Annotated in this window: 1 protein-coding gene; it reads right to left on the bottom strand. The window is 49.1% G+C overall.

The features are described 5' to 3' along the window. Positions 1-786 (bottom strand): Ig-like domain-containing protein (locus I6F40_RS19615; protein ID WP_197193339.1); only part of this gene is annotated, 786 nt, incomplete at both ends.

Genomic DNA, 786 nt, shown 5'->3' on the forward strand with positions numbered 1-786 from the left:
TATCAGTGATAGTAAGTATAACGGTGCCACCAATTTCATTACTGGTGCCTTGTAGCTCTGGGGTTAAGTCGCTAATGTCACCCACGGTTTGGAAGGTTAACGTGGGCGCTTGCGTGTCTATCGTAGTGGTGTCACTGAGCGTCGTTTCGTTGCCGACGCTGTCGCGTACACTTACTTCAATAGTACTTTCACCTTCGCTTAACGGTTTCGCTGGTATGGCGCTCCAGTTGCCATTTGCATCCACTAAAGCGATGATGGTTTGCGGGTTGCCTGCGCTATCAGTAACCACAATAGTTACTTGTGCGCCCTCACCCGCATCGCTTGTGCCACTTATGATTGGCGTGTTGCTGCCGCTTTGTGCATCAACGTTCACGCTTAGTATCGGTGGTGTACTATCAAAGTCATCTGAGCTAATCGTACGGGTGTTACCTGCGGCATCTGTGGCTGTTGCGATCACTGAGCCTACATTTAGCAAGGAAACATCTAATCCAATTAATGACCAATTACCATCCGCATCGGTTGTAGTGGTATATGTTTCACCAATCCCCCCGCCTACAAGTTGCTCGGTAATGGTAATTTCACTGCCTGCTGGCAAGTCAGACGTACCGCTTAAGGTAACTAATAAACCAAGCTCAAACGTCGGCGTAAAGGCAAGTACTGGCGGTGTTATATCCACTTCGCCCGTGTCTGTACCCGTGCCTGTATTACCCGCTGCATCTGTAATGCTGGCGCTGACGCTATAATTACCTTCAGCTAATGTACCTGTTGGCGTTGCACTCCAGTTAC

It is taken from the genome of Pseudoalteromonas sp. SWXJ133, assembly GCF_015864365.1.
In the GTDB taxonomy this organism is placed as follows: Bacteria; Pseudomonadota; Gammaproteobacteria; order Enterobacterales; family Alteromonadaceae; genus Pseudoalteromonas; species Pseudoalteromonas arctica.